At 50.7% G+C, this 15,210-nt stretch carries 13 protein-coding genes; 1 reads left to right on the top strand and 12 read right to left on the bottom strand.

The window, feature by feature from the left end; genetic code table 11:
* Positions 1-234 precede the first annotated feature (234 nt).
* The 4 genes from gltX to IEY53_RS28345 form a co-directional block, all read right to left on the bottom strand.
* Positions 235-1,698 (bottom strand): glutamate--tRNA ligase, encoded by a 1,464-nt coding sequence (gene gltX, locus IEY53_RS28330; RefSeq protein WP_189030959.1) that lies wholly within the window; start codon positions 1,696-1,698, stop codon positions 235-237.
* Positions 1,699-1,748: 50 nt separating this feature from the next.
* Complete coding sequence (ispF, locus tag IEY53_RS28335; protein ID WP_189030961.1) at positions 1,749-2,237, bottom strand: 2-C-methyl-D-erythritol 2,4-cyclodiphosphate synthase; 489 nt, start codon at positions 2,235-2,237, stop codon at positions 1,749-1,751.
* Between the two features lies 1 nt (position 2,238).
* On the bottom strand, positions 2,239-2,931 hold the full coding sequence (gene ispD, locus IEY53_RS28340) for a 2-C-methyl-D-erythritol 4-phosphate cytidylyltransferase (protein WP_189030963.1): 693 nt from the start codon (positions 2,929-2,931) through the stop codon (positions 2,239-2,241).
* 99 nt (positions 2,932-3,030) lie between these two features.
* Positions 3,031-4,119, bottom strand: coding sequence for a PIN/TRAM domain-containing protein (locus tag IEY53_RS28345; protein ID WP_189030965.1), 1,089 nt, complete (start codon positions 4,117-4,119; stop codon positions 3,031-3,033).
* Positions 4,120-4,331: 212 nt separating this feature from the next.
* Here IEY53_RS28345 and IEY53_RS28350 point away from each other — a divergent pair, with 212 nt between their 5' ends.
* Entirely contained in the window at positions 4,332-4,727 is a 396-nt protein-coding gene (locus IEY53_RS28350; RefSeq protein WP_189030967.1) for a nucleoside triphosphate pyrophosphohydrolase family protein, read from the top strand.
* A 123-nt stretch (positions 4,728-4,850) separates the two neighbouring features.
* On the opposite strand, the gene pssA is transcribed toward IEY53_RS28350, so the two are convergent.
* From pssA to IEY53_RS28390, 8 genes are all read right to left on the bottom strand, one after another.
* A complete protein-coding gene (pssA, locus tag IEY53_RS28355; protein WP_189030969.1) occupies positions 4,851-5,588 on the bottom strand; it encodes a CDP-diacylglycerol--serine O-phosphatidyltransferase in 738 nt (245 codons plus the stop codon).
* Between the two features lie 63 nt (positions 5,589-5,651).
* On the bottom strand, positions 5,652-6,728 hold the full coding sequence (disA, locus tag IEY53_RS28360; RefSeq protein WP_189030971.1) for a DNA integrity scanning diadenylate cyclase DisA: 1,077 nt from the start codon (positions 6,726-6,728) through the stop codon (positions 5,652-5,654).
* A 13-nt stretch (positions 6,729-6,741) separates the two neighbouring features.
* Entirely contained in the window at positions 6,742-8,109 is a 1,368-nt protein-coding gene (gene radA / locus IEY53_RS28365) for a DNA repair protein RadA (RefSeq protein WP_189030972.1), read from the bottom strand.
* A 448-nt stretch (positions 8,110-8,557) separates the two neighbouring features.
* A complete protein-coding gene (clpC, locus tag IEY53_RS28370) occupies positions 8,558-11,038 on the bottom strand; it encodes an ATP-dependent protease ATP-binding subunit ClpC (protein WP_189030973.1) in 2,481 nt (826 codons plus the stop codon).
* A gap of 36 nt (positions 11,039-11,074) precedes the next feature.
* A complete protein-coding gene (gene mcsB, locus IEY53_RS28375; protein WP_189030974.1) occupies positions 11,075-12,139 on the bottom strand; it encodes a protein-arginine kinase McsB in 1,065 nt (354 codons plus the stop codon).
* 29 nt (positions 12,140-12,168) lie between these two features.
* On the bottom strand, positions 12,169-12,693 hold the full coding sequence (mcsA, locus tag IEY53_RS28380) for a protein-arginine kinase activator protein McsA (protein ID WP_189030975.1): 525 nt from the start codon (positions 12,691-12,693) through the stop codon (positions 12,169-12,171).
* A 29-nt stretch (positions 12,694-12,722) separates the two neighbouring features.
* On the bottom strand, positions 12,723-13,184 hold the full coding sequence (locus IEY53_RS28385; RefSeq protein ID WP_189030976.1) for a CtsR family transcriptional regulator: 462 nt from the start codon (positions 13,182-13,184) through the stop codon (positions 12,723-12,725).
* 374 nt (positions 13,185-13,558) lie between these two features.
* Positions 13,559-14,731: a GNAT family N-acetyltransferase gene (locus tag IEY53_RS28390; RefSeq protein WP_189030977.1), complete on the bottom strand. Its 1,173-nt coding sequence runs from the start codon at positions 14,729-14,731 to the stop codon at positions 13,559-13,561.
* Between the last annotated feature and the right edge of the window lie 479 nt (positions 14,732-15,210).

Here is a 15,210-nt window from a genome sequence, read left to right on the forward strand (position 1 = left end):
GCACAATCTAACGTCCCCCGCAAGGAACGCTCAATCATGCAGCTCACAGGCGCATGTTCCGCGATGGACAAATGAATAACTCTCAGCCCGAAAGGCAGTGCCTCTCCCCGGTTATTCTCTCTGGCAATTGTCCTCTATGCACGTACTTTTCCTGATCATAGCTGTTATTATATTCTTCTATCTTAGCGAAAAGATGCGGAGCTGACAAGGGGGAGTCCCCCGTTCCACGCGGACTTACGCCCCTTTAATTTGCGATTTCAAGCGTTCGATGACACGGTCCCGCCCAAGCAGGGCAATCGTTGCATTCAGATCACGCCCGTGGGTTTGTCCGGTCAACGCGACACGAATCGGCATAAACAATGCTTTTCCTTTGTGCCCCGTTTCTTTCTGCACTTGTTTGATAAGGATAGCCATGTTGCTCGCAGTGAATTCTTCAGCGGCTTCGATCTTGGCCAGGAACGCGGCCAGCACTTCGGATACCTGACCTTCAGCCAGAATCTGAGCCCCTTCAGTCTCAAGCTCCAAATGACTGCGGAAGAACAGCTCCGACAGCTCAACAATATCTGAAGCCGACGTCATCTGCTCCTGATACAGGGCTACGAGGCTCTCTGCCCAAGCCTGCTGCTCCTCAGTCAGTTCAGCAGGCAGTCTGCCTGCTTTCTGCAGATGAGGGATAGCCAGTGTCGCAATCCGCTTAGGATCGGCATGTTTGATATAGTGATTATTCAAATGTGCCAGCTTGTGCTTATCGAACACAGCCGGGCTTTTGGACAAACGGTCCGCAGTAAAAATAGAGATGAGTTCTTCCTTGCTGAAGATTTCTTCTTCTCCCTCCGGCGACCAGCCAAGCAGAGAAATGAAATTGATCATCGCCTCCGGCAGGTAACCCAGATCGTCATACTGCTCAATAAATTGAATCACGGATTCGTCGCGTTTGCTGAGTTTCTTATGGTTGTCGCCGACAATCAGCGTCATATGCCCAAACAACGGCGGTTCCCAGCCCAGTGCTTCATAAATCATCAGCTGGCGCGGTGTGTTGGAGATATGGTCTTCCCCGCGCAGCACATGGGAAATCTTCATCAGATGATCGTCTACTGCTACAGCGTAATTATAGGTAGGGATTCCGTCTTTCTTAACGATGACAAAATCGCCCGTTTCTTTGGTATCAAAAGAAATACTGCCCTTTACGATGTCGTCAAACGTATACGTGCGGTCTTCCGGAACCCGGAACCGGATGCTCGCTACACGCCCTTCCGCTTCAAAGGCCAGGCGCTCAGCTTCCGTCAGATCGCGGTGTCTGCCCGAATAACGCGGTGTCTCTCCACGGGCCGTCTGTTCTTCGCGTTCCGCTTCCAGCTCTTCTTCCGTGCAATAGCAGCGGTAAGCCAAGCCGCGGTCCAGCAGTTCCTGCGTATATACCCGGTACAGATCCAGACGCTCTGTCTGGCGGTAAGGGCCGTATTCTCCGCCTACATCAATGCTTTCATCCCAATCAATACCCAGCCACTTCAAATACTTCAGCTGGCTTTCTTCGCCTCCGGCGATGTTGCGCTTGATGTCCGTATCTTCAATACGGATAATAAATTTGCCGCCTTTGTTACGGGCAAACAAATAGTTGAACAAAGCCGTTCTGGCGTTACCGATATGTAAATGTCCCGTAGGGCTCGGTGCGTAACGCACCCGGACTTCATCTGCCATGTCAATCCCTCCGCTTCCTATAGTTAGAAATAGGCTATCCTGTAGTCATTTCAAGATGATACCACATCTTGGAGCAGACAAACAATAGATTGTGCCGCAATCCCTTCGCCGCGTCCAGCAAATCCAAGCTGCTCAGTAGTGGTCGCCTTCACATTGACTTTGGAGGGCTCCGCGCCCAATGCACGCGCGATAATCTCGGTCATTTGCGGAATGTAGGGAGCCATTTTGGGCTTCTGGGCAATGATTGTTGAATCAATGTTCCCAAGCTTGTACCCGCGCTCACACGCAAGCGCCCAGACTTGCACCAGCAGCTTCAGGCTGTCGGCGTCCTTAAAAGCCGGATCGGTATCCGGAAAATGCCTGCCGATATCCCCAAGCCCCAATGCGCCCAGTATCGCATCAGTTACCGCATGCAGCAGCACATCGGCATCGGAGTGCCCCAGCAGTCCTTTTTCATACGGAATTGTAACCCCCCCGATAATACACGGCCTTCCTTCTACCAATTGGTGCACGTCAAATCCTTGCCCTACTGCAATCATGTTATCCCTCTCCCCTGTTTCTTTGTATGAATTCTGCAAAATCCAGATCTTCCGGTGTCGTAATCTTAATATTCCTGTAGCTTCCCTCCACCACAGACACCGCAATACCGGCACGCTCTGCCAGACTGGCATCATCGGTGCCAAGGAATCCGTCCCTCTCCGCCGCCTCATAGGCCAAACGCAGCTCAGACGCACGAAAAGTCTGCGGGGTCTGAATCGCCCACAGACTTCGCCGATCCGGCGTAGACAGCACTTTGCCGTCACTGTCTACCTGCTTGATCGTATCCTTCACCGGCACCGCAAGTACCGACGCCCCGACCTGCCTGGCCCGTTCATAACAAGCCTCAATCTCGCTCGGCTGCACAAACGGGCGAACCCCGTCATGGACCATTACCCAAGTGCTGTTCAGCTGCAGCAGGCCATTGTACACCGAATGCTGACGCTCGGCCCCACCGCAGACAACACCTGTTACTTTGTCCAGCTTATAGGTATCGATCCACTCCCGGCATCGCTCCATATCCTGATCCCCGGTCACCAGCACAATTTCAGAGATCAGCTTGTGCTGCTGAAAGACCTCCAGGGTATGCACGATGATCGGTTTGCCTTTAAGCAGCAGATACTGCTTGCTCTCCGCTGTCCCCATCCTTGTTCCTCTGCCTGCCGCCACCATGACGACGCCTACACTGTTTGACATGACTTTAGGCTCCTGTCTTTCTTAGCTATCCCCATCATAACTTGTTTGGTGAGCATTTCCAAGCCAATTGAGCCCTGAGGGGACAGTTCCATAAGAAGACTATTGCGCTTTTTCCAGCAGCTTGGGCTTGGCGAAGATCATCCGACCCGCTGAGGTTTGCAGCACACTGGTGACGAGAACTTCCATCGTCGTTCCAATATATTCGCGTCCGCCTTCCACTACAATCATCGTGCCGTCATCAAGATACGCCACACCTTGTCCATGCTCCTTGCCGTCTTTGATCACCTGGACAATAATCTCTTCGCCAGGAAGAACGACAGGCTTCACCGCATTGGCCAGATCATTAATATTTAGGACAGACACTCCTTGCAGCTCACATACCTTGTTCAAGTTAAAATCATTGGTAACAACTTTCCCGCGCAGCACCTTGGCCAGCTTGACCAGCTTGCTGTCCACTTCGGAGATCTCCTCGAAGTCCCCTTCATAGATCAGCACCTTCACATCCAGCTCCTTCTGGATTTTGTTAAGGATATCCAGCCCGCGCCGGCCGCGATTTCGTTTGAGCAGATCGGATGAATCAGCTATATGCTGCAGCTCCTCCAGCACAAATTCCGGTATGACGATCGTCCCTTCAATAAATCCGGTTTTGCAAATATCGGCAATCCGCCCGTCAATGATAACGCTGGTATCCAGAATTTTGTGCTCTTCTAGCCCCCGGCCTTCGGGTTCAGCGGATTGCCCCCAGCGCCCTGTAGTCCACAGTGCAGCCAGTTCGGTTTTCTTCTCCAGTCCGACCCGCAGTCCTATATAACCCAGCACAAGCGTAACAGCCACCTGTAGCAGTTCTCCCGCCTTCCCCAGCCAGGACATGGCCGGATAGAGCAGCAGTGACAGCAGCAGCCCTCCAGTCAGCCCTGCGGCACCGGCAGCCAGTTCATTCATAGGTATGCGCGAACAAAACAACACCGCCTCCCGAAGCTTCGAACCTCCCCATTCCGCGCACAAAGTCGCCGCAAACGAAAAAATAATGGCACCCAGCACCCCAAATAAAATGCTTCCTTCCACCGGCAAGTTTTCTCCCAGCTTCGCCATTCCAAGCGGAAATCCTCTCTCTGCAGCATGGTATATCGAATAACCGGACCAGGCCCCGCTGAGCCCGGCAAATAATACAATCAATCTTTTCCACATGACTTACGCACCTCCTTTTATTCATCCTGAAGTGATATGTTCCTCACCAGTATGTTCCAATTTTCAGGACGATAATCGTCGGCCGCATGGTTTTTTTACGAGGCTGTACCGTTCTCCGGGAAGTTTAGGCTTACAGCAGCTTCTTTCGCGGTTGAAAATAGGCGAAGGGGTGGATATAATGAACTCAATTAAGAACCCGGGGGGAATGGATAATGAGCGCACCAAGTTTACAGGCCTTTCAGGATCAAGTCTCGGAACTGCTGCTCCGTCACCGCAGTCTTCTGGATGTTCTGTCCAAGAACGGCCAGAGCAGCGCGTCCGTCAATCGTGCCGTCGTCAAAGCCATTACGGAATGCGGATGTATTCAATTGCATGCCACCAAGCAGGTATTTGAACCCGGAGCCGGGCTGGAGCAAGCCAAGGAGCAGGCTGGGACACATGTTGAAGGTCATCTGTGCGAGAACTGCCGTGAGGTGATCGGCTCCGAGCTGGGGCGGGAGCTGTTCTATATGTCCGCGCTGTGCAACCTGCTCGATATCAATATGGACGAGATTGTGGTCAAAGAGTCTCAGAAATGCGCTACACTTGGCCTGTTTAATTTATCTTGAGAGCTTCCTGTTGCTTAGCGTCGTCTATCCGTCTATCTATCTCACGTTACATGTCAAAAAGGCTTTGCTGCCCTTACGGGACGGCAAAGCCTTTTGTATTCGGTGTATGACGAAAACGGGCCTTTATCCATTCTTGGAATGGTATACCTTGTCTTCCGAACGTCTTCTGCGGCGGTGACGGCGTCTGGCTGTTAAGCGGTCGATATTCTGCTTGAATCCGTATAAGGCATACAACGAAAGCAGAATAAAGATTAGCTTCGCAATCTGCTCAGGAAATACTACGGCTACTGCTACCGCCAGCACAATCACGATGGGCGCTATCAGTCCTGCTTTTTGGGGCAGACCAATCTTCTTGAAATTAGGATATTTCACCGTACTAACCATCAGATAAGATAAGAGCAGGGCCGCCACAACCATGAAAGGTGCAGAGACCTCTTTATGAAAAAGCGCAAGTGTGGCGAGTACGCCACCAGCAGCAGGGATAGGCAATCCGATAAAATAGCCGGGAACCCCCGGGCGAACATTAAAACGGGCCAGGCGAAGCGCGCCGAACACCGGGAAAATTGCTGTAACCGTCCAGCCCAGAGCAGAATTCAAATCCTGTAAGCTGGTTATATACATAATCAGAGCCGGTGCTACTCCAAAAGAAACAACATCCGACAACGAGTCAAGTTCTTTGCCAAATTCACTTTCACATTTCAGAGCACGGGCAACACGGCCATCCAGTCCGTCCAGCAGCATTGCGATAATAATCATGATTGCGGCCATCTCTACCTTGCCATCAAAAGCCATCATGATTCCAAACATTCCAAGCATCAGATTACCGATGGTAAACAAACTTGGAATTGATTTTTGTATCATCTCTTCACCTCGATGTTATAACTTTGATTCTTGCAGCTGCAGCATTACGTGATTGTATGATATTTACATTTGTCTGTCAATAAGAACTTGCTTCTGCAAACGCTTGAGTCCGTCCTGAATATTGCGGGCACGAACCTCGCCGATTCCGTCCACTTCATCCAACTCGGCAATGCTTGCTTTCATCAGATTCGGCAGCATTTCAAAGCGCTCGACCAGATTGTGGATGATTACGTTCGGCAGGCGCGGAATTTTGTTGAGCAGGCGGTATCCGCGCGGCGTAACGATTTCCTCGGAGGCCACTGCTGTCGAAGAGTAACCCAGCAACCGGGCAATATAATTGTCATCCATGAGGTCATCGTCGCTCGTCCGTTTAAGCCCGGCGATAATGTCACGGATCTTCTCCTCTTCTTCTTCTCTTGAATAGTCTCTGTAGAGAAGCCATGCTTCTTCCTCAGTATTTCCAACCAGTTCTTCCATCTGCATACTGATGAGGCGCCCTTCATTGCCAAGCTCATTGATGTAGCGCTTCACTTCCATCTTGATACGCAGCACCATTTCCACCCGCTGAATGACTCCAACTACTTCCGCCACAGTTACGATGCCTTCATATTCGGAAGCAGACAAATTAGTCAATCCCTGGGTAAGTACAGCTCTATACTTCTCCAGGGTCTGAATCGCTTGGTTAGCCTTGGCCAGAATAGACCCGATCTCCTTCAGCGCATAGCGGATTGAACCTTGATACAAGGTGATGATATTCCGCCGCTGGGAGATTGATACCACCAGCTTGCCGGTTTGTTTGGCTACACGCTCCGCCGTCCGGTGACGGATGCCTGTCTCGATGGAGGAGATGGAGGAATCGGGAATCAGCTGCGTATTGGCATAGAGGATCCGTTTCAAATCCTCGCTCAGTATAATTGCTCCGTCCATCTTGGCCAGTTCATATAAATAATTGGGCGAAAAATCGCAGTTAATGGAGAATCCGCCGTCGACAACTTCCATCACCTCAGGGCTGTAGCCTACTACTATGAGTGCTCCCGTCTTCGCGCGAAGCACATTCTCCAGTCCTTCCCGGAAGGGTGTTCCGGGTGCCGCCAGTCTGAGCAGATCATTCATGTTTTCTGATTGATGTTGTTCCTTCATCCTCTTGTGCCCCCTAATCTAACGCGACCTTTAGTGCATCTGCTACGGTGCTGACGCCAATAATCTGGATATCCTGTGGATGCTTCCAGCCTTTCATACTTTTCTCGGGCATAATTACCCGCCGGAATCCGAGCTTGGCGGCCTCCTTGACACGTGTTTCCGCACGTGAGACGCCTCTCACTTCGCCGGTAAGCCCCACTTCACCGAAGAAAACGTCATAGGGTTTGGTGGGGATGTCACGGAAGCTGGAAGCAATACTGACGGCAACAGCCAGGTCTATCGCCGGCTCATCCAGCTTCACTCCTCCTGCAACATTGAGATAAGCATCCTGATTCTGCAAAAACATACCCATACGTTTCTCCAGCACCGCAAGAATCAGGGCCATTCGCTGGTGGTCCATGCCGGTGCACATCCGCCGCGGCGAGGGAAAATGAGTGGCCGCAACCAAGGCCTGCAGCTCCACAAGAACCGGCCGCGTCCCCTCCATACTCGCTACGACAGCAGATCCGGCTACACCCAGCGGACGCTCCGACAGGAACAGCTCCGAAGGGTTCTCCACTTCGGTCAGGCCAATTTCGCCCATTTCAAAAATCCCGATTTCATTGGTTGAACCAAAGCGGTTCTTCACCGCGCGCAGCAGCCGGTACGTATGATGCCGTTCCCCTTCAAAATACAAGACACAATCCACCATATGCTCCAGCATTCTTGGGCCGGCGATGGCACCTTCCTTGGTGACATGTCCTACCAGTACCGTGGCAATGCCGCGAATTTTGGCGATACGCATAAATCTTGTCGTACATTCCCGAACTTGCGTCACACTGCCGGGTGCGCTAGTGACTTCAGGCATAAATACGGTCTGAATGGAATCGATGACGAGAAATTGAGGCTGAATATGCTCAATCGCTTCCTCGATGCTCTCCATATTGGTCTCGCACAGTACATAAAGCTCAGCGGACAGCGCATCCAGGCGGTCAGCCCGCAGCTTCGTTTGCCGTACCGATTCTTCCCCTGAAATGTAAAGCACACGCAACCCCTGCGTTGTAAGAGCATGCGAGGTCTGAAGCAGCAGCGTGGATTTACCAATTCCGGGGTCGCCCCCTACCAGCACCAGAGAACCCGGCACGATCCCTCCGCCCAGCACGCGGTTAAGTTCACCAATGCCTGTCAGGATGCGCGGCTCTTTGTCACTTTCTATACTTATGATCGATTGTGCTTTTTCTTTACTATGAAAAATAGGGGCATTCATTCCCTGTGTTTTGACTGTACTTTCTGTTTCCTCCACCATGGAGTTCCATGCCTGGCACCCCGGACACTTCCCGAACCATTTCGGCGATTCATATCCACATTCGGTGCAGTTGAATTTTGTTTTTGGTTTGGCCATGTCTTCTCCTTACGGTCCGAGCTATTAAAATTGCGGATAATTTTCTCGTCAATCAAAGTTTACCATTTCTGCCCCTTTAACGAAAGGTCAATCGGAATTTGGAATGACAGTATTCCTATAACCTGCCTGAATTAAGCCCCAAATAAACATCTTTCCAGGATTTGAGCAGGATAGACGCTAGCACTTGGTGTGAACGCTCCGCGAACGGACCGTTGTTCCAATCGTTGTGCTCCCTTTTTTTAAAATCACAAGTTCGGCAGAGGATTGAGCCAGAAAGTCGGTTTGGACAATGAAGAGCAATGGGAAAAGTGACTCTCGAAGTCAGGTGGCTTTCCGGTGCCCGTAATCTGCTAAAGCAAGCAGCAAATGACCAAAAACGAAGAGCAGCGATTCTCCAATAACGGAAGAATCGCTGCTCTGTTGTCTTATTACGGACGATTATAGAGATTTATTCGGTTTCGGACTCAACTTCAACTTCTTTTTCGAGCGCTACAGGCTGAGGAGCCTCCTTCTTCGTGACCACAAGCTCGCCGTTCACTTCATCAATATTGAGCGAATCGCCTTTGGAGATATTACCTTTGAGCAATTCCTCGGACAGGCGGTCTTCAATATGCTTTTGAATCGCGCGGCGCAGTGGACGTGCGCCGAAGGCCGGATCATAACCCTCTTTGGCGAGGAAGGCCTTCGCTCCATCGGTGAGCACGAAGTCAACATCGTATTCACGCAGCCGCTTGCGCAGCTCCTCGGACATAAGCGTAACGATTTCGGCAATATGCTTCTCGTCCAGGGAGTGGAACACAATGATCTCATCGATCCGGTTCAGGAACTCAGGACGGAAGCTCTTCTTCAGCTCTTCCATAACCTTGCCCTTCATATTTCCGTACTCTGCACCCGCATCCTGTACCGCCGTGAACCCAAGGGTCGAGTTCTTGCGGATAGCTTGTGCTCCGACGTTCGAGGTCAGAATAATCAGAGTGTTGCGGAAATCGACTACACGCCCCTTGGAATCGGTTAGCCGTCCATCTTCGAGCACTTGCAGCAGAATGTTGAATACTTCCGGATGTGCTTTCTCTATTTCATCAAGCAGGACCACGGAGTACGGCTTGCGGCGTACCTTTTCCGTCAATTGGCCGCCTTCTTCATATCCTACATATCCTGGAGGCGCCCCGACCAGACGGGACGTCGAGTGTTTCTCCATGTATTCCGACATATCGATACGGATGACCGCATTCTCGTCACCAAACATGGCTTCGGCAAGGGCACGGGCCAGCTCGGTTTTACCTACACCTGTAGGTCCCAAGAAGATGAATGAGCCCATCGGACGTTTCGGATCCTTCAGACCCGCGCGCGCCCGGCGGAGGGCCCGGCTGACGGCTTTGACCGCTTCGTCCTGGCCAATGACACGCTCATGCAGCAAAGCTTCCATGTTGAGCAGACGGTCCGTCTCCTCTTCCTTCAGCTTGCTGACCGGAATTCCGGTCCAGCTGGCGACCACCTGGGCGATATCCTCCGGTGTAACCTCGGAGTCGGTACGTCCTTGTTTTTCTTTCCACTGATTTTTGGTGGTATCGAGCTCCTCGCGGATTTTCTGCTCAGTATCACGCAGAGCTGCGGCTTTCTCGAATTCTTGGCTTTGTACGGCAGAGTCCTTCTCCTTACGGATATCATCCAGCCGCATTTCCAGTTCCTTCAGATTCGGCGGAATCGTGTAAGAGTTCAATCTTACCTTGGAGCCCGCTTCATCAATCAGGTCAATCGCCTTATCCGGCAGGAAGCGGTCCGGAATATAACGGTCCGACAGCTTCACAGCTTCGACGATCGCCTCATCCGTGATCTTCACCCGGTGATGGGCTTCATAACGGTCGCGGAGACCATACAGAATTTGCACCGCTTCTTCCGGAGATGGCTGATCCACCGTAATCGGTTGGAAACGGCGCTCCAAAGCAGCATCCTTCTCAATATATTTGCGGTATTCGTCCAGTGTCGTTGCACCGATGCACTGCAATTCTCCACGGGCCAAGGCCGGTTTCAGAATGTTGGAGGCATCAATGGCACCTTCGGCTCCACCCGCTCCAATCAGAGTGTGCAGCTCGTCGATGAAGAGCACGATATTCCCGGCTTGACGAATCTCATCCATAATTTTCTTAAGGCGGTCCTCGAACTCACCGCGGTATTTGGTTCCGGCGACCACTGAACCCATATCGAGCGTCATTACACGTTTATCACGCAAGGTCTCCGGAATTTCATTGTTGATGATTTTTTGGGCCAAGCCTTCGGCAATCGCTGTTTTACCTACCCCGGGTTCACCAATCAGCACCGGATTGTTTTTGGTCCGGCGGCTGAGGACCTGAATAACGCGTTCGATCTCTTTGCTGCGTCCAATGACAGGGTCCAAATTGCCATCCTTGGCATAAGCGGTCAAGTCACGAGCCAAGCCGTCCAGTGTCGGCGTGCTGACATTAGCGGGGGTCCCGCTGTGGCTGGAAGCCGCTTCACTGCTGCCCAGGAGCTGCAGGACTTGCTGGCGGGCTTTGTTCAGGCTGATCCCCAGATTATTAAGTACACGTGCAGCTACACCTTCACCTTCACGGATCAGACCCAGGAGAATATGCTCCGTACCCACGTAAGTGTGTCCAAGCTTGCGGGCTTCGTCCATCGACAGTTCGATTACTTTTTTGGCGCGAGGAGTATAGGCAATGTTCGTAGGCTGTTCTTGGCCGCGGCCAATCAGTGTTTCCACTTCGTCCTGAATTTTCTCAAGACCCAAGCCTAGTCCGATTAACGCTTTCGCGGCAATGCCGTCTCCTTCACGAATGAGTCCGAGCAAAATATGTTCTGTCCCAATATTGTTGTGTCCTAAACGAACAGCTTCTTCCTGCGCCAGCGCCAGCACTTTTTGTGCGCGTTCCGTAAATCTTCCAAACATCATATCTCCTGCACCTCCATGAATAGTAAATATCTATTATTAATGTTGTTTGCCCAGTGTTTCGCGGAGCAGCTTCGCCCGGAACATATCCCGTTCGGTAGAGGTCATTTCATCCCCGAACAGCTTCTCCAGAAAGCCAGGCTGTGTTTTTACATTTAGTTCGTTGAGCACCGAGATTGACGGTCCTTCCAAAATGCCAAGATCAACCCCAAGCCTTACATCAGACAAGCGCTGTGCCGATTCCTTCAGTTCCATCACTGCCGCATAGGACAATATACCGTAGGACCGCATTACGCGGTCAGTAATCCGCAGAGCCGAATCCGCCAGCAGTCTTTGCCGCGCATTGCCTTCATGCTCGATAATTTGCGCAACTACACTGTGAAGGTTCTCGATGATTTCACTTTCGGTCTGGCCCAGCGTAATCTGATTGGAAATTTGAAAGATATTCCCTACAGCTTCGCTTCCTTCCCCGTAAATCCCTCTAACAGTCAACCCCACCTGATTAACAGCCGACAGAATACGGTTGATCTGATGGGTCATCACGAGGGCCGGCAGATGCACCATGACCGATGCACGGAGCCCTGTACCCACATTGGTCGGGCAGCTGGTCAAATATCCTCTTGTATCATCAAAAGCATAATTGACCGCCGCTTCGAATATATCGTCAATGGCTGTGGCACGTTCCCAGGCCTCCCGGACATGCAGTCCCGGAAAAAGACACTGGATACGCAGATGGTCTTCCTCATTGATCATGATGCTGACGGACTCATCCTCGTTCAAAATGACGGCCCCGCCATGCGAATCATTGGCCAAATTAGGACTGATGAGATGTTTTTCCACCAGCACCTTTTTGTCCAATTCCTTCAATTCATCCAGCTTCAGCAGTTCAAAGGTGCCAAGCTCCCCTGCCGCTTCCCCCGGGAAGACGGGAGCCAGCTGAGCCAGAACTTCTTCTGACTGCTCTGTCGTTGCCAGCAGGGGGAACGGTAAATGCTGCAAATTGCGGGCAATACGCATTCGGCTGCTGATGACAATCTCGGAATGGTCGCCACCGCTGCGCATCCAATCACTAAGCGCTTGTTCGGTAAATCGGAGATTTGACACGTCTTATCCCCCCTTATATATCAAAGACTTTACTCTTGTGCAATTTCTTTTTCAAGTTTTCGGATCTGATCCCGCAGCTGGGCTGCAGTTTCGAACTCTTCCTGTGTGATGCTTTGCAGTAATTCCTGCTTCAATTCATCAATTTGCCTTCTGGCCATAATCTGTGCCCCGGCACGCTTCGGGATCTTGCCGACATGGCCGGTGCTCCCATGCACCCGTTTGAAAAGCGGGTCCAGCGCGCTGTTAAAATACTTGTAACAGGAGCTGCAGCCAAAACGTCCCATCTTGCTGAATTGGGAATAAGTCATCCCGCAATTCTCACATACCAGACTTTGCGTAGTTTTGGTTGCTGCGGATTTCTCCTTGCCGGCCCCCTCAAGATCAAGCAGGCCCGACAGCAGACTGTGAATGGAAAAGCCACCCGCTGTTCCGGGAATCAATTCCCCTTTTTCGCGTGCACAGCTCTCACAAATGTGGAATTCCGTCTTCTCTCCGTTCACAATTTTGGTGAAATGGAGCGTTGCCGGTTTGACACCGCATTCCTGGCATAACATAAGCGGAGTCCCTCCCTTATGGTTGACAATTATTTGCCTAACAAAGAGATTAACATGGCCTTCATGATCTTGGCACGAATCTCATCCCGGTACGGAAGCTTAACCGTCAGGCATTCCCGGGAAACAGCGGCTCGCATGAGACACGCTTCACGCTTGGTCAGAAAACGGGCCTCTTCCAGCTGATAAATCAGCCCTTCGGCAGCGTTCTGATCAATGCCGCACCCGATGGTGGATTTAAGATGCGCATGTAGAGCCACATTCTGCGGCAATTCAAAACGCTGAATACGGATGTATCCGCCGCCGCCGCGTTTGCTTTCCACCACGTAGCCCTTTTCCAGTGTAAAGCGTGTACTAATGACATAATTGATCTGGGACGGTACGCATGAGAACTGGTCCGCCAGATCATTGCGCTGGATTTCCACCGTACCTTCGGGACTTTCATGCAAAATATTCTTCAGATATTGTTCGATAATATCGGAGATATTACGCATCACTCATCCTCCAGTGTTTGAAACTTTATGCTGCTGTTTGTAGATTGCATCCGTCCGGCATTGATCTCTAAAGAACTTAACCCATCAGGCTGAGAGCGAATCGGCGCCTTGAGGGCTCCCGAGTTCCACTCCTCCCGGCTATCCTTAGTGTGACCCAATCCCCGAATTACAAATCCGGGGGACTAATAACCAAGAATTGAAAAGATCTTGAAGGATAAGCCCAACGGCTGCGTTGACTTTGACTTTCTTTGACTTATTTAATATTATACCATATTCTCGGCTAATGCCAAGAGGGCACGCTTATTTTTTACCTTTAAGGAAGAGTGTATTCGGAAGAAGCCCCCACCGTATGACCGATGGAGGAGCGTTCTTGTTTAGAAAAAATCAAAAAGGGCCGTTGTCGCCTGCGGTACAATCTCCTCGAACCACTGGATTGCGGTCTCACTGCCTGTCAATTGTCCGTAACGCGACATTTCCTCAGGCCGCTTATAGCCCATCAGCAATACTGTCAACGTACCGATCCCGCAAATCAGGTCCGCTTGAGCCTGCTCACCCGCAATCTGCTCCAATCCGCCTTTTCCCTCTTCGGAAATACTCCACTCCCAAAGCCCGTTATTCCAGGGGGCATGTTTATCTTCAATATACAGCTTTTGCTTCTGCAGCCGTGAAGGCACGTTAAATGAATAACTCTCAACAAAGGCCTTCGCATTTACAAGACGGGCCATAAAGTACGGATAAATCTCCTGCGGAATACGCGGATCAGGCAGCAAATACGGCAGGATATCATCGGACGGCACCATTTTTAGCGCTGCGCCAGTCACCATGGAATCATGGTTGGCCAAGAAAGTCCATAGGCCTTTGCGGGCGGTTTCGGTTAAGTGGACCAACTCGTCAATGACGAGCTCCCCTTTTTCAATCTTGTAAAGAACATAACCTTCCGGTTCCCCGCTGTGGGAATAAAATACAGCATGATGGTCTTCTTCGCTCATAACAGTATGTGTCCACCAATCCTTGTCGCGCTGCAGCGTTCCGTTGTATCTTTCTGCAAACATCCTATACATACCATTAAGTTCGTCAATATCGGAATGATCCCGTATAACGCTGCCCTCCACTTCAGTTTTAGCTGGAAAGTTGGCTGCAGGGATACTGTATTTTTTATACTCACAATAAACTTCCCAGCCAAATTTACGGTAAAAAGGGATCAGGAAGGGATGCAAAAATGAAAGCAGCTGTCCTGCTTCATTCATCGTCTGCAAGCTATGGGACAACAGTTTCGCCACCAGCCCTTGTCTCCGGTTCTCCGGCCAGGTCGCTACACCGGCAATGCCACCCATATGTATAGCCCGGCCCTGTATATTAACGCGGAATGGAATGATCATAAGCTTGGCCTCCAGCTTTTCCTGTTCAAAAATACCCCACACCCGCTCAGGTTTGAATCTTTCTTTGGCCTTCTCCTTGTCTTCGCTTGTCATCTTATACTTGAAAGCATATTCGGATAAGCTCAGGCTATCTTCAAACTCCTCGGCTTGCAGTTGTCTAATAATCACAAAGGCCACCTCACTATTCTAATTTTGTCTTTATTGTGAGTATACCAAGGTGTATGATTATTCGCTAATTCCGCAGCTGTAAGCAGAAATTTATCAGAAGTTATCCACAGCTTTTGCACAGGACGCATTATTTTTATTTTTGCTATGTCGGACCACTTATTATTTATCCACCGTTCTTATCACTCTATCCACATATTCCACTAACTATCCACAATAACCCGTGAGTTATATAGGTTTTCTCTTGACGCATGCCCATAAATATGTATTCTACCCACAATAAAAAGCTCCCGTTTCCTCCTCAGAAGTCTATCCACATGTGAGCAACTTTTATGGACGTTTCTGAAATTATCCACAGCATTTCCACAGGCAGATCCGGACGCAAAAAAGCCACTATCGAATAACTCAACAGTGGTCTTGTGCGCTTGGCGACGTCCTACTCTCCCAGGACCCTTCGGTCCAAGTACCATCGGCGCTGGAGG

It is taken from the genome of Paenibacillus albidus, from assembly GCF_014644435.1.
Taxonomy (GTDB): domain Bacteria; phylum Bacillota; class Bacilli; order Paenibacillales; family Paenibacillaceae; genus Paenibacillus_AQ; species Paenibacillus_AQ albidus.

Excerpts from the sequence above, each read along its gene's own strand:
- gltX (WP_189030959.1), bottom strand. The coding sequence starts at position 1,698 with ATGGCAGATGAAGTCCGGGTGCGTTACGCACCGAGCCCTACGGGACAT.
- ispF (WP_189030961.1), bottom strand. The coding sequence starts at position 2,237 with ATGATTGCAGTAGGGCAAGGATTTGACGTGCACCAATTGGTAGAAGGA.
- ispD (WP_189030963.1), bottom strand. The coding sequence starts at position 2,931 with ATGTCAAACAGTGTAGGCGTCGTCATGGTGGCGGCAGGCAGAGGAACA.
- IEY53_RS28345 (WP_189030965.1), bottom strand. The coding sequence starts at position 4,119 with ATGTGGAAAAGATTGATTGTATTATTTGCCGGGCTCAGCGGGGCCTGG.
- IEY53_RS28350 (WP_189030967.1), top strand. The coding sequence starts at position 4,332 with ATGAGCGCACCAAGTTTACAGGCCTTTCAGGATCAAGTCTCGGAACTG.
- pssA (WP_189030969.1), bottom strand. The coding sequence starts at position 5,588 with ATGATACAAAAATCAATTCCAAGTTTGTTTACCATCGGTAATCTGATG.
- disA (WP_189030971.1), bottom strand. The coding sequence starts at position 6,728 with ATGAAGGAACAACATCAATCAGAAAACATGAATGATCTGCTCAGACTG.
- radA (WP_189030972.1), bottom strand. The coding sequence starts at position 8,109 with ATGGCCAAACCAAAAACAAAATTCAACTGCACCGAATGTGGATATGAA.
- clpC (WP_189030973.1), bottom strand. The coding sequence starts at position 11,038 with ATGATGTTTGGAAGATTTACGGAACGCGCACAAAAAGTGCTGGCGCTG.
- mcsA (WP_189030975.1), bottom strand. The coding sequence starts at position 12,693 with ATGTTATGCCAGGAATGCGGTGTCAAACCGGCAACGCTCCATTTCACC.
- IEY53_RS28385 (WP_189030976.1), bottom strand. The coding sequence starts at position 13,184 with ATGCGTAATATCTCCGATATTATCGAACAATATCTGAAGAATATTTTG.